The sequence below is a fragment of the Acidovorax sp. LjRoot117 genome (assembly GCF_964252695.1).
In the GTDB taxonomy this organism is placed as follows: domain Bacteria; phylum Pseudomonadota; class Gammaproteobacteria; order Burkholderiales; family Burkholderiaceae_C; genus Acidovorax.
On record NZ_CAXUPO020000001.1, the window covers coordinates 955,782 to 967,596 of the forward strand.

General features: G+C 60.4%; 8 protein-coding genes. 1 reads left to right on the plus strand and 7 read right to left on the minus strand.

The window, feature by feature from the left end; genetic code table 11:
- The first annotated feature begins 99 nt into the window (after positions 1 to 99).
- Entirely contained in the window at positions 100 to 3,894 is a 3,795-nt protein-coding gene (locus tag ACSQ3D_RS04455) for a methyltransferase domain-containing protein (protein ID WP_436126181.1), read from the plus strand.
- 265 nt (positions 3,895 to 4,159) lie between these two features.
- Here ACSQ3D_RS04455 and ACSQ3D_RS04460 read toward each other — a convergent pair whose 3' ends face one another.
- The 7 genes from ACSQ3D_RS04460 to ACSQ3D_RS04490 all read right to left on the minus strand — a co-directional run bounded on the left by ACSQ3D_RS04460 (position 4,160) and on the right by ACSQ3D_RS04490 (position 11,731).
- On the minus strand, positions 4,160 to 5,017 hold the full coding sequence (locus ACSQ3D_RS04460; RefSeq protein WP_436126044.1) for a class I SAM-dependent methyltransferase: 858 nt from the start codon (positions 5,015 to 5,017) through the stop codon (positions 4,160 to 4,162).
- A 51-nt stretch (positions 5,018 to 5,068) separates the two neighbouring features.
- Entirely contained in the window at positions 5,069 to 5,962 is an 894-nt protein-coding gene (locus ACSQ3D_RS04465) for a class I SAM-dependent methyltransferase (protein WP_436126045.1), read from the minus strand.
- A gap of 108 nt (positions 5,963 to 6,070) precedes the next feature.
- Positions 6,071 to 7,456, minus strand: a complete 1,386-nt coding sequence (locus ACSQ3D_RS04470; RefSeq protein ID WP_436126046.1) for an ABC transporter ATP-binding protein — start codon at positions 7,454 to 7,456, stop codon at positions 6,071 to 6,073.
- Positions 7,453 to 8,256, minus strand: coding sequence for an ABC transporter permease (locus ACSQ3D_RS04475; RefSeq protein WP_436126047.1), 804 nt, complete (start codon positions 8,254 to 8,256; stop codon positions 7,453 to 7,455). Before ACSQ3D_RS04475 ends, ACSQ3D_RS04470 begins: the two co-directional genes overlap by 4 nt.
- Before the next feature lie 114 nt (positions 8,257 to 8,370).
- Positions 8,371 to 9,264, minus strand: a complete 894-nt coding sequence (locus ACSQ3D_RS04480; RefSeq protein WP_436126048.1) for a peptidylprolyl isomerase — start codon at positions 9,262 to 9,264, stop codon at positions 8,371 to 8,373.
- A gap of 96 nt (positions 9,265 to 9,360) precedes the next feature.
- Positions 9,361 to 11,130, minus strand: a complete 1,770-nt coding sequence (locus ACSQ3D_RS04485) for a cell surface protein (RefSeq protein WP_436126049.1) — start codon at positions 11,128 to 11,130, stop codon at positions 9,361 to 9,363.
- Positions 11,131 to 11,317: 187 nt separating this feature from the next.
- Positions 11,318 to 11,731 carry a hypothetical protein gene (locus ACSQ3D_RS04490; RefSeq protein ID WP_396506017.1) on the minus strand — a complete coding sequence of 138 codons (414 nt, stop codon included), beginning with the start codon at positions 11,729 to 11,731 and terminating at the stop codon, positions 11,318 to 11,320.
- Between the last annotated feature and the right edge of the window lie 84 nt (positions 11,732 to 11,815).

Sequence of the window (11,815 nt, forward strand, 5' to 3'; positions counted from 1 at the left end):
GGAGAGCAATCAGTGGCACCCCGGTATTGTCGTTCGGATACTGCCATAGTTGTAACAATCTCCTGGAGGCGCACTGGCAAGCCCCGTCATAATTCCGGGATGACGCAAACAATTGAGGACTTGCACGTCTATCTACGTAGCATTCGTCCCGAAGAAAGAACTTCTCTCTCCACCCTCGCCGAGATGATTCCCGCAGGCTCCAAGGTCCTCGACCTGGGCTGTGGCAGCGGCGCGTTGGGCCAGTACTTGGCGGAAACCCGCAGCTGTGTCAGCGACGGCGTCACCTGGAGCGAGGCGGAAGCGGCCCACGCCCGCCCCTACTATCGCCACGTGCATGTGGCGGACCTGGAAACCGCGGACCTGCCCACGCTGTTCGCCGGGGAACGCTACGACGCCATCGTGTGTGCGGACGTGCTGGAGCACTTGCGGCACCCCGAGTCGGTGTTGGCAGCCGCCCGGAACATGCTGTCCGCCGAAGGACGGCTGCTCATCTCCGTGCCCAACGCCAGCTACAGCGGCCTGATCGCCGAATTGCTCAAGGGCGAATTCAAATACCGCAAGGAAGGCTTGCTGGATGAGACGCACCTGCGCTTCTTCACGCGCCGGTCGCTGGTGCGGTTCATGACGGAACAGCGCTGGGCCATTGACACCCTGGAGGTCATCGAGCGCCCGATCCCCGAGTCAGAGTTCAAGGTGGAGTTCGACGATCTGCCGCCGTCGGTGGCCCGTTTCATCCTGTCGGGCCCGGATGCCCTGAGCTACCAGTTTGTCGGTGCGGCGCGTCCCGTCGAGTCCGCCGAAGAAGCGGTGGTGGTGCAGGAGTCCTTTCCTGCAGAAGGCAAGGCTCATTTTTCTGCCGAGCTGTACTTGGGGCGCGACGGCCAGTACCGCGAAGCCGACAAGCTCACCGCGTCGGGGATCATCGGCCAGGACCGGCAGACCGTTCGCTTTGACATCCCCGCAGCCGACGTGCCCTGCACGCACCTGCGGCTGGACCCGGCAGACCGGCCGGGCTACCTGCACCTGTACGGCATCGCACTGAAGGACGCCCAGGGCGCCGAGCTGTGGAAGTGGGATGCCCAGGCAAGCCAGCGCTCCCTGCTGGCCACCACGCCCCACCAAGAAATCGTCTGGCAGGCGCCCCTGCCTGCCGCCAGCGGAGCGACCCTGCTGCTGATGTCGGGCGAAGACCCGTGGTTCGAGGTGCCCGTCCCGGTAGAGATTCTGCGGTCCCGGTCGCCCGGCGGCCTGGCGCTGGAGGTCGAGCTGGGCTGGCCGATGTCCACGGACTACCTGGCGCTGGCTGCGACGGTGCACCCTCTGCACGACCGCATTGCGCAACTGGAAGGCGATCTCCGCGACACGCAAGGTCATCTGCACCAGGTGCAAAGCAGCCTGAGCGCAGACCTGGCCACGGCCCGCAGCCGCAACGCGCTGCTGGAAGAAAGCAACCGCGCCACAGGCCACCAGCGTGCCACCTGGCAACGGGAGGCTACGCGCGTGCAGCGGGACTACGACGACCTGGCCCGTCACTTGAAGAACATCGAGGCGTCCACCGTCTTTCGCGCAACCCGCCCCCTGGTACACGCAAAAATGCGCATTGACCGATTGCTGGGCCGCGCGCCCAAGAGCAGCGCCGCTGCGACCCCCACCGCCCAGCCCATGCCGGCACCGGCCCATCCGGTGGACATCATCGTTCCGGTCTACCGCGGGTTGGCCGACACGCAGCTTTGCATCGAGTCGGTGCTGGCCAGTTCTTGCACGAGCGCCTATCGCCTGATCGTGATCAACGATGCGAGTCCCGAGCCCGAAGTCACCGCGTGGCTGCGCGAGAAGGCCGCCCAGGACAGCCGCGTCACCTTGCTGGAGAACCCCGAGAACCTGGGCTTCGTCGGCACCGTGAACCGCGGCATGGCGCTCAGCGACAGCCACGATGTGCTGCTGCTCAACAGCGACACGGAAGTCGCCAATGACTGGCTCGACCGCATCCGCCGCGCGGCCTACAGCGACCAGAAGGTCGCGTCCGTCACGCCGTTTTCGAACAACGCGACCATCTGCAGCTACCCCCGCTTCTGCGAGGGCAACGACCTGCCGGAAGGCTACAGCACCGCCCGGCTGGACGCCCTGTGCGCAGCCACCAACCCTGGCGCGGTGGTGGATGTGCCCACCGGCGTGGGCTTTTGCATGTACATCCGGCGCGACAGCCTGGCCGACGTCGGGCTGTTCGACACCGAGAACTTCGGCAAGGGCTATGGCGAAGAGAACGACTTCTGCCAGCGCGCCGCCGCCAAGGGCTGGCGCAACCTGCACAACCTGGACACCTTCGTTCTGCACACCGGCGGCGTGAGCTTCGGCGACAGCAAGAGCCCGCGGGAAAAGGCCGCCATGGAGACGCTGCGGCGGCTGCATCCACGGTATGAAACCGAAGTGATGGCATTTGTGCAGGAAGATCCTGCGAAACCCTACCGGCTGGCGCTGGATGTCGCGCGGATACATGCCGCGAGGCTTCCGGTCGTTCTGGCGGTTTTGCACGACCGTGCAGGAGGCACGCTTCGCCACGTGCGCGAACTGGCAGCTCACCTGTCGACACGCGCGCAATTCCTCGTGCTCACCCCTGCGCCGGGTGGCACCGTGAAGCTGCAGTTCGCCGGTGCGCATGAAGGGTTTGCACTGCAATTCTCCTTGGAAGACGAGGCAGACGAGCTGCTGCAGGCTTTGACCTGCCTGGGCGTGGTGCATATCCACTACCACCATTTGCTAGGCCATGATGAGAAAGTCCTGGACCTGCCGCACCAGCTGGGCGTTGAATACGATTTCACGGCGCACGATTTCTTCAGCTATTGCACCCACATTTCCTTGACCGGCCTGGATGGCCGCTACGTTGGCGAGATGGCGCCAGGCAAATGCAAGTGCTGCGCTCCGGATGCAACAGCCCCCTATGGGGGCACCGTGAATGACTGGCGGCACCGAAATCGCCACTTCCTGACAGCCGCTCGAAACGTCATCGCGCCAAGCCACGACACCGCCCGAAGAATTGCCGGACTTGCACCCGGCGCGAATCTCCTGGTGGTGCCGCATACCGACCTTGATCACGCAGTCCCGCGTCCCACTCCGGCACCGAAGGCCTTGGCTTCCAACGGCACACTGAAGGTCGTGGTGCTGGGCGCACTCAGTGCCATCAAGGGCGCCGACATGCTGGAAGCGGTGGCTGAAGAGGCGGCGCGTCGCAATGCCCCGGTCGAGTTCCACCTTTTGGGGTACGGCTACCGCAGCCTGAAGACCCAGCCCAAAACGCATTTGACGGTGCACGGTGCATATGAAGACAAGGACCTGCCCCGCCTGCTGGCGTGGCTGCAGCCTGACGTGGCATGGTTCCCAGCACAATGGCCAGAGACCTACAGCTACACGCTCAGCGCGTGCCTGGAGGCTGGCTTGCCGGTGGTGGCCCCCGACATCGGCGCTTTTGCAGAGAGATTGGCTGATCGCCCCTGGAGTTGGGTCGCGCGCTGGGACCAGACGCCGGCTCAGTGGCTGGAAATGTTCATGCAGGTGCGAGAAGAAAACTTTGTCCGACAACATCTCCCAGCCAGCGTGCCTTCTCTCAGCGTGCAGTTCGCTGCACTGCCATCAGCCCAGCCTGAGTCACCTGCGCCTGTGCACTACGGCAATACATACATGAGCGGTTTCCCGGCCCGTCTTGAAAGCACGCAGTTGCCCAGCTTGACGCACGAATTCCTCGCCAAGCATCGCGCCAACGCGGCTGCGGGTACTGCTGCGAAATCGCTCCTGTTGAATGGGGTGCTGCGTCTTCGCTCGCATCCACTTCTGCGGGGGATCGCCAAGCGTGTGCCTCAGCACTGGCAAACCCGGGTTAAAAACTGGTTGCAAGCGTAGCCCTGGCTTCAATACTCGCAGGGAGTATTCTCATGCGGGGCGCTCCATGCCCCGCCGATGACCCCATGGCGTGGATGTGAAGAGCAGTCTGAGGGGATGAACGGATGCAAAGGCCATCCGCTCCTGTGGTGTTGCTCGTCGGCGGCGTTGCGTTGCTTTGCGTGCCGATCAGATCGACCCGTATCTCAGCGCTGCCCAGCAAAGAAATTGGGCGCCGCCGCTGACATCCTGCATTTGGCAATCTGCTGCCGACGAGGAAACTGCCTCATTTGCCCAGCAGCAGAAATATCTCGTTGTTGAGCAATAGCTCGTCGGGATACCTGCCCTGCAGCTCCGACGGTATGGGCATATCCACATGGCGCCGCTCTTGCCGCACCACATGGAATCCAGCCTGCGCAGTGATCTCCACGAGTTCATCCGCCGTCAACCGGTTGAGTGCCAGGTATTCCTTGAAGACGAATTTTTTATAACCGTCTACCCCAAAGTCCGCAAAACCGAAGTCAACTTCAGCCGCGTCGATAGGGCCTTCATGCTTCTGAATGATGTCCCAGAGCGCATCTTCATCGGCCAGCAAGTGATGCCACGGCACATCGTCATAGCGGCGAAGATGAGACCCAAACGGCGAGTAGAACAGCGGCTCGATCTGCAAGAAGAAAACACCCCCTGGCCGCAAACATGCATGCAGGTCTTTCAGGATCGGCAGAAGTTGATCTCGCTGAACATGTTCAAAAGTCGACCAGCTCATGATTCCGTCGAACTGCGGACGCTTGCCAGCCAGTGCCGAGCCGGGCTGGATGGTCTCGAAGGTCAACGCGGAGGGTATGCGCGCCATGCCCAATTGCTCCTTGGCAATGCGCGGAAGCTTTGCGTACTCCTGGCGGATATCGATGCCATGGATGGACGTTGCACCATGACGCAGCACCAACGACAGGTCGGTGATGCCATCCCCGCAGCCGAAATTCAGCAAACGGGCAGTTTTCAGGTCGAGTGCCCCTTCCATCCAGTGATGGACGACATCGGCCGCGTACTCGAAGTGGGCACGAAACCATTCATCGCTGATCTTGGCCGCATCCCATGGAGCAATGCCCCACATGCGCTCTTGTAGCTTGAGGATCCAGCTCATTCCAAAGGACTTTCTAGCGATAGCGACATGCGATTCAAGGCGGAGGCCTTGTCAACGCTTGCGCAGCACATATGCATCCTGGTGGTTCCAGAAATGGACTGGCTTTTTGTGCACGAGCGTGTCGGCACCCATGGTCTCTGCAATGCGGGCCAGTACGAACGCTTCAGACGTGAACGTGGTGCCATATTCCTGTTCGTCGATCGCATTCGATTCGCTGGAAGCAGCGAAGAAATAGCCGTCGTCGTCCAGCGCCACGTGATCGAAGTTTGCGGCCTTGACGCCGTGCGTACTGAAAACCAGCAGTCCGCCCGGTGCCAAGGCCTCGTACAACTTGGCCAGCCAGCGAGTCCAGGTCGCCTTTGGCAGGTGGCTGAAAAGGGACAGCACAAAGACCAGGTCGTACTTCGCGGGCCATTCCACCTGTTCCGGCGTGCTGGCGGAAAGGAATCCATCCACACCGAAAGTGCCTTTTGCGAACTCCACCGCGCTCGGCACGACATCTGAAACCGCCACCTTGTGCGATCCGACCGCCTTCACAAGATGGCGCGTGAAGCGACCATGACCACTCGCAAATTCAAGGATTCGTCCGGTCTTGAGCAAAGGTTGATCGACCGCTTCGAGCAGCAGCATCAGCTCGGACAGCGTGCGCCACCCGTCGGCCAGATAGTCGCGCAGCGGGTTGCGGCTGGAGTGATGGCCGGCAAAGAAGCCAAAAATATCGTCTTGCGGGGAGATGGTGCAGTCCAGCCCCATCACATTGTTGTAAGAGCCGACGAGGTCGTTGGCTTCAATCAGACTGTGGGCTGCCAGGAGCGTATCGCGCTCGTCCCTGGCACGCGCCAAAACCTGCGCAGCGCCGACCCGGTCGCCCTGAGCCAGCAGCTGCCGGCCTTCATCAAGGAGTTGTTCTCCTGGCGTCATTTGTTGGATTGCCTTGGTTGTCATAGTCGCTGCCGATTATTCATGGATTCGGGGTTTGCAACGCATCGGTGTGAATCCCGCGCTCCGGGCGAACATCACTGACCGGATCGATCGATGCAAAACGCCATCACTTCAGCTCCAATGGTGCGGGAGCCGCACCAAGCCCGGCAAAGGCTTGGGGAAAATAAAGCGAAAGTGCAGGAACTGGAACCATTCGTCGTAGACCGCCAAACCCGTCTCGTCAAAAAGAAAGGCGCTGATGACATAGTCGCCACTGTGCAAAGGCAGGTCCGGGAAAGTCAGAACGGACTGCCATGTGCCGTCCTCCAACTGCACCGGCGCAGCACCATCCTCATGGGTCGCCAGCGATGTGATGCCCACCCCTTTGGACTGCTCGATCATGAAGCCGATGTTGGGCCTCTCTTGTCCACGCCCCCGCGCCTTGATCGTCACGACCAGGTCATTGCCTTTCAAGACAGCCGGCTGGTTCCGCTCTGGCTCCCCAAGGTTGGCAACATCGACCGAGAGAATGCATGCGCTGCCCCCGTCAGGTTCACGTCGCGGTGACTGTCCCGCGTGCAGGTGTGCAGTGTTGTCACCCACCGCTCCGGCTGCCACTTCGTCAGAGGTCGCCGCGCTGGCGCCTTCGGCGTTCTCTGGTTGTCCTCTTGCGAGTGATTCAGCCTCTGCGTTTGCGGTGCCGCCGAGCGCCAGTTGGCCGGTGACATCCGCCGCCGCTTTTTCTTTTTCGCGGGTGTAGACGTCGTAGGCTGCCAGTACAGCTTCGGTTCCACCAAATTGCTCGACCCGCCCGCCCTTGAGCCAGAGCGCGCGATCGCACAAGTGTCTGATGTGATACGGACTGTGCGAGCAAAAAAGAATGGTGCAGCCGTTGTTGCGAAAGGCAGTGATGCGCTCGACACACTTCTTCTGGAAAGTCTGGTCACCCACCGCCAGGGCCTCGTCGATGATCAACACGTCGGGCTGCACTGCGGTCACCAGGGCAAACGCGAGCCTTACCGTCATGCCGGACGAGTAGGTCTTGACGGCCCGATCCAGGGCCTCACCCAACTCGCAAAATGCAATGATCTCCGGCTCCAGCCGCTCCATCTCCTCGCGCGAAATACCAATGAGGCTTCCGGCGAAGTAAAGGTTGTCGCGCCCGCTGAAATCGGGGTGAAAGCCGGCCCCCAACTCCAAGATTGCGGTCACGCGGCCTACCCGGTCGATCTTGCCGTGGCTCGGCTGCAGCGTGCCGGCCAGCAGCTTGAGCAATGTACTCTTGCCGGCGCCGTTGTCACCGATCACCCCAATGCACTCGCCCCGCTGCAGTTCGAACGACACGTCGTTCAGTGCCCAATGGCTGCGGTGCGTTGCCTTGCCCGTGACCAACGCACGCAAGCGGGCGCGGGGTGTGGGGTACAGCTTGTATTCCTTGGCCACGCTCTGCACGCGTAGGACCGTGGTGTGGAGCGCTGCTGGCGCTGACTGTGCTGCGGTGGTCATGGTGTGGTTCATAGCCAGTCCACCAGTTGATCGCGGCTGCGCTTGACCGCGACGCTCAGCAAAGCGGCGCTGAGCACCATCCATGCCAATGTCACCCACCATACGCTGGCGGGGGGCCACACTCCTTGCAGCAGGATCTGCTGGTAGCCCTGCACCAACGCCGTCATGGGGTTGAACCAAAGTACCCACCGCCAATTTTCAGGAAACAGGCTGAGCGGAAACAGGATGGGAGACAGGTAGATGCCCACCGACAGCAAAAAACCCACCAGCTGCACGGTGTCTCGCAAAGCGGCTGCCAGTACAGCTAGTAGGTAGCCCAGCAGAAGGCATATGAGCAATTGCAACAGCAGCAACAAAGGCATGCCTGCCAATAGCGGCAATGCGAACCTGTGAAGTGGTGCGTAGGCCAGGGCGACCATCGCCAGCAGCGGCCCGTAAATGAGGGCACTGGCCAACACTGCGCGTGTTGTGAAGAGAACGGGAGGCAACGGGTTCTTCTGCAACAAGCCACCGGCTTCGATCAGACTGTTCATGCCGCGCGATATGGCGTCGCAGAATGCCATCCACGGCAGTGCGCCGACGATGAGAAAGGTACCGACGTTGTGCGACGGGGCACCTTCGCCCAGGCGCATGGAGAACACGACGTCAAAAACCAGATAGTACGCAGCCACTGTGAGCAGAGGCTGCAGGTAGGGCCACAGCACACCCGCAGCGGTACCCGTATGACGCGCGGCAAGTTCTCGCCGGGTGAGCACCCATACCAACGCACGTGCACGCCAGAGCGCTTGCACTTCATTCAGTAGGGTGAACATGACAAGTCAGCAATCATCAAAAGCGAAAGCCCGCCCTCACGGGGTGGGCGGGCCGTCTCGTGGTCACGCCCTGCCCACGCGAAAGCGGTAAGTAACAGCGCAACGATCGATGCGCTATTGCGCCGGCTTATAGCTTGCAGCGAATGCGTTCACGGCCTCCTGATTGACCTTGGCACCCTCCTGCATCTTTTGTGCTTCAGCACTGCGGGCATCTTGCGTCAGACCCAGGCGGATTTCTTTCATCAAATCGCTTTTTGCCTCTTCGAACGTTTTGATCCGAGAAGGTTTGCGCTCGTTGAATTTTATGATGTGGTAGCCGAACTTCGTCTCGACGATCCCGCTCAATTCGCCAGGCTTCTGCATGGCGGCTGCTGCGGTTTCGAATTCTGGAACCATGCGTCCTTTCGCAAAGAATCCCAGATCGCCCCCCTTGTCCGCGCTTGCCTTGTCGGCGGATCGCTCTTTAGCAACGACGGCGAAGTCAGCACCCTTTTTGAGTTCTTGCAGCGCTTGCTCAGCCAGCTTTCGCGATTCTGGCACTGTGCCTGCGAACAGAATGTGGCTGACACGGACTTCTTCTTCAGTGCGGAAACGGTCCGGTTTGGCCCGGTAAACATTGCGCGCGAGGCCTTCCAGGGCTTCGTCTGTCGGTGCGTTCTTTTTGTCCTGATACTCAAGCATCGCGTCTGACAAGACCTTGTCACGCGCTATCTTCAATGCGGCCGCCACCTTGGGGTCCTTGTCCAGCCCCTCCGCTTCAGCGCGTATTGCAAACGCACGCCGGGCGTACAAGTTCGAGGCGATTTGCAGCACTGTTTCGGGCTTCTGCAGAATCACTGTGCGCATTTCAGCGGGCATGCGCAAGGAATCTGCCTGCATGTCTTCGGCCGTGATAGCGACCGAAGCACCCTCGATCAATACTGGGCTTGCAGCCCACCCAGGCGTTGCACAGGTGAAGAGGGCAGCAGCAGCTAGTCGTTGAATGGGAGTGCAAAGAAAGCGGTTCATAAGCAATTTGATCAGCCAATTCGAGCAGTTAAAAAAAAAGGCGGGGGAAGCCCCCCGCCTTTTTGGATCGCATTGCTGCGATTAAGTGCCCACGAATTACTTCGTGAAGCGGTGTGGCCAGGTGATACCGTAGGTGCCCACGGTGCCAGCAGAGGCTTGTGGGTTCGTCAGCTTGATGAACGAAGCACCCAGGATTGGCAGGCCAGTTTGCGAAGCGTAACCAGCGGCCAGTGCAGTAGCAACGTTAGACGTGCCTGGCAGGCTGTATGTGCCGCCCAGGGTCGTCGTGAACGCATTGCCCGTACCGATCACGCTCCAGCCGTTGGTGAACGGACCGGAAGCAGCGCCAGCAGCCACGTTTTGACGTGCCACGGAGGCAGCCAGAACGGAGTTACCGGTGTCAGCAAAGCTCAGGACGCTGGTTTCACCGCAGAAGCGGGTTTGCGACACGGAACCTGGCGAGAACACAGCACCAGCAGTACGCGAGATTTCTTCACGGTCGAAGAAAGCTTGACCGGTGGAGTTCACGCAGATCAGACCGCCTTGGAGGGCGGTGTTTTCTGGTGCAAACCACGTTGCGTAGTTAGGGCCAGCGCCACCAGCACCAGTGTCCAGCGTCGTGTACAGACGATAGTTGTTGTCCGCAGTCGTTGCAGCTGCGTAGTTAGCAGCAACGCTGTAGCGACGGGTAGGCATCGAGAACACCCAGTCAGTCTTGGCCGTGATCGTAGGATCGTTAGCGTACTGGTTGGTGATGGACGTGACAGCCAGTGCCTTGGTCAGGTTGTAAGCCTGAACACGGGTATCAACCGCAGCAGTACCGACAGCAGCCAAGGTGTAAGGCGTGGACAGGTCAGGCAGGTCGTAGTTGGCAGCGCGCAGAGCAGCCGTAGTGACCGCAGCGTTGGCGTTGTTACGCGTGAAGTTCACACGGAACAGGGGATCCGACGTGAAGGACTCAGGCGAAGGAGCAGCAGTAGCGTTTTGTGGGAAGTGCACAAAGTTACCGCGACCAGCCGTGGTACCACCAGCAGCCGTCACAGCCGTCAGAGCCGTAGCTGCACCAGCGAACGTGGTCGATTGAGCCACGTTGATGATGTACCAGTCACCCATCAGACCGGTCGTGGGGGTATCCAGACCCAGCTGACGAGCAGCTGCTTCGGTCGTGACGTTAGCCAGCGTAGCGTTCAGGACAGAACCCGTGCAAGGAGCGGTACCGTTCACGTGCTTGATGGCAGTGAACAGATCGCTGTTGGCGGTACGAGCGGTGCCGTAGAACTTGCTGCTGTCGATGTCAGCCATGTTGAAAATTTCAACGTAGCCTTCGCGCGTTTGTGCAGCGACATCACCAGCCTTGTCGCTCAGACGGTCGGTCACAAACGACTGGGAAACACCCTTGGCCAGCGCAGGCAGCGTGCAGGTGCCGTCGCCGGTGGTCAGCTGGGCGACGCCGTTAGCGCCAGCGCTGACAGCAGCGGTCCACACGTCGCCAGGCGACAGGAACACTTGGAAGTCAAGAATATCGTCAGAGTTGGCAGCGGAGCGGAAACGCACCTTGGCCAGCTTGCCGTACACCGTGTCGGTGTTGACCACATGCAGAACGGTCATGTTGCCGTTTTGCGCGTTGAAGTAAGGAACCACCAGCGAGTGGCCAGTACCGCCTTCAGTAACACGCAGATCGCGGGCATCAGTCGTGGTCAGCTTCCAAGCAGTCGCTGCAGTGGCCGCGTCTGGAATCCAGACACCGCCTACAACCGAACCGCCAGCGCCGCCAGTACCCGGCACCACATCAGCAGAAGCGATGTTTGCAAAGCCCAGGCCACCAATCATGGCAGCAATGCTCAGGGCCAGAACATTTTTCTTCATATCAAGAACTCCAGTTAAAAAAGTTTGTAAGCGCAACTACCACGATTGATTACGCTAAGGGATGGTAGCACAGCGATTCGAGAGGTTCCATCACGTTGCTACCGTAAAAAACCCGTTTGTTGAAGAAATGCAACACTGCTCCTTGGCAGTGGCGCATCTCCCCCTCTAAAGGGCTTCGGCGGCACCGTCAAAGGTCGTGATGGTGCCACCACTGGCCGTCCTCGAGCAGCCAAGTCTCGTCCAGGTGCGTCTCTATATTACTGAGCTTCAGGCCCACCAGGGCGGGTGTTACACCCAGTTTTAGGCGTGCCGTGCACTTTTCTGCTTCGCATGTGACTTTCGTCACCTCAGCGCTGACCACCGATGCAGCAGCCCCCTGCGCTTGCCTGAACTGATCGAGCGTGCGGGCCTTGCGGTAAGACGGGGTGGCCAATGCATACATCTTGTCGAACTGACCTGCCTGGCGCGCCTTCCAGTAGGCCGTCGCGCGCTGTTCCACAGCCGCTTCGGGCGAGGATGGAGTCATGGATGCACAACCCGCCAGCACGGAAGCCGCCAAAGCGAGGGCACCCAGCCGATAAGAAACGAACGATTTAGCCATAGTGTCTAGAAATCCTTAGAAAGTGAGTGTGGGCCGGTGTGCGCTGAAAACAACACACACCAGTCACGGTGCTGAAGCTTGCCG

Excerpts from the sequence above, each read along its gene's own strand:
- ACSQ3D_RS04460 (WP_436126044.1), bottom strand. The coding sequence starts at position 5,017 with ATGAGCTGGATCCTCAAGCTACAAGAGCGCATGTGGGGCATTGCTCCA.
- ACSQ3D_RS04480 (WP_436126048.1), bottom strand. The coding sequence starts at position 9,264 with ATGAACCGCTTTCTTTGCACTCCCATTCAACGACTAGCTGCTGCTGCC.
- ACSQ3D_RS04470 (WP_436126046.1), bottom strand. The coding sequence starts at position 7,456 with ATGAACCACACCATGACCACCGCAGCACAGTCAGCGCCAGCAGCGCTC.
- ACSQ3D_RS04465 (WP_436126045.1), bottom strand. The coding sequence starts at position 5,962 with ATGACAACCAAGGCAATCCAACAAATGACGCCAGGAGAACAACTCCTT.
- ACSQ3D_RS04490 (WP_396506017.1), bottom strand. The coding sequence starts at position 11,731 with ATGGCTAAATCGTTCGTTTCTTATCGGCTGGGTGCCCTCGCTTTGGCG.
- ACSQ3D_RS04475 (WP_436126047.1), bottom strand. The coding sequence starts at position 8,256 with ATGTTCACCCTACTGAATGAAGTGCAAGCGCTCTGGCGTGCACGTGCG.
- ACSQ3D_RS04455 (WP_436126181.1), top strand. The coding sequence starts at position 100 with ATGACGCAAACAATTGAGGACTTGCACGTCTATCTACGTAGCATTCGT.
- ACSQ3D_RS04485 (WP_436126049.1), bottom strand. The coding sequence starts at position 11,130 with ATGAAGAAAAATGTTCTGGCCCTGAGCATTGCTGCCATGATTGGTGGC.